This window comes from Metallosphaera yellowstonensis MK1 (assembly GCF_000243315.1).
Lineage (GTDB): Archaea > Thermoproteota > Thermoprotei_A > Sulfolobales > Sulfolobaceae > Metallosphaera > Metallosphaera yellowstonensis.
Window position 1 is genome coordinate 26,330 of the sequence record NZ_JH597755.1, and the last position, 1,490, is coordinate 27,819.

The following is a 1,490-nucleotide window of genomic DNA, read 5'->3' on the forward strand; positions in this document are numbered from 1 at the left end:
TGTACACGAGGAGCCTGAACTTGACCTGCTCGTCCCTCCTGTGCCTCTTACTGTTAGTCTCGTACTCGCCGTCAAACTCCTCGTAGACCTTAACATCACCAACAGGGACGGCAATTACGTACTTGAACTGCGAAACGAAGTTGAGCACGTCTACAGTGTAGAAGCCAGCGTCGAGAGTCATCAACCTTACCTTGAACCCCATGGCGACTACTTGCTCCACGAGGGCCTTCACGACCTCATCCTTGGTCATCCCCTTGACTAGTGTGACGAAGGCCAGTAGGAGCACTTTCCCATCTTTAGTCGTCGCAGTTGCGTAGTTCCAAGAGCTCCCCTCCTCCGAACTCCCGAGCCCCCCCACCGGTCTCCCGTACCAGGTCTTGGTTGTCCAGTCTATTGAGAGGTCTATCTCCTTGACTCCCTTCAGCGTCTCCAAGGACATTTTCCTCACTTGTTCCAACAGCTTTTCCACCACTTCCACCCCTTGCTCCTCCACGTAATTCCTCACGGTCTGTGGGGACACGCCATACGCCCTCGACTTGCTTTCCACCGAATCGTTCCACAAACACGCTGAGATGAGGGTTCTCGCCACCTCTTCCCCTCTCTTTCCCTTGAAGTTCAGCATGGAAAGTAATTTATATCCTATTTGTTGAACGTTGTTTTGGTGAGGGAGATGGTGTATTATCATCTCGCTTACTCACGTGGTAATACCACATCTCCCTCACCTTAAACCTTTCTTCAACTGAATTCTTAATACTCTTATAAATCCTGTTATCTGCCATGAATCGATATTATACTGCCAGAATTATTTTTCATAATATGATTTTGGGTCTACCGACCTGGGGGAGGTCCTCCTCTCCTCCAGGGCCCTCCTCTCGATCTCAGCCACCGTTTCATTTAATAGCGCGTCCTTCCCAACTAACTCGGGGACGAGCGAGGTCACCACGTGATTGAATGAGTGTCTCATGGTATGACCTAGCGCTCGTCCCCTTTTCGTGTACTGATGTAGGATCAATTAAGTCACTTTCATTCTATAGAAACAAATAGAAATCACAATGGAGCCCTGAATCGCCCAAAATCATCCCTTAGTCTTTTATTACCAATTAACATTGCTAAAGAGAGATTTGTTTGAGTATTGGGTTGATCACAATATGTGGGAGTGTTCTCATACGGTCATCCTATTCGATAAGTAGTGGAGCAATTATTAGAAATGGAAGTTCATCGTTGGCGAAAACTTGTTGTGAGAGGGCTACGAGAGTGTTTGGGTGAGCGAGAAAGAACCTCGTAATCCTCGCACAGTTGATGTACGATCCTGAGGAATATGAGGGTTTAGGCCCAGGAAGTACGGGTTGTGGGAGTTGTCCTTAGTCCTGTCTGTTACGCCCTGGGCGTGAGGGTGGAGTTGGGGATCCCTCCAGGTCTACTACGTGAGGGGGGTGAGGTTGAGGAGGAGAAGGGAGTGTATGGTCACGTCCCTCGTGCGGTTCGGAGAG

General features: G+C 49.1%; 1 protein-coding gene and 1 pseudogene. Both read right to left on the reverse strand.

The annotated features are described in order from the left end of the window. Nucleotides 1-685 (reverse strand): DUF4322 domain-containing protein (locus METMK1DRAFT_RS00220; protein WP_009069348.1); only part of this gene is annotated, 685 nt, incomplete at its 3' end. 150 nt (nucleotides 686-835) lie between these two features. Next, nucleotides 836-964 (reverse strand): annotated as a pseudogene (locus METMK1DRAFT_RS16950) (IS256 family transposase); the annotation flags it as partial. Nucleotides 965-1,490 lie beyond the last annotated feature (526 nt).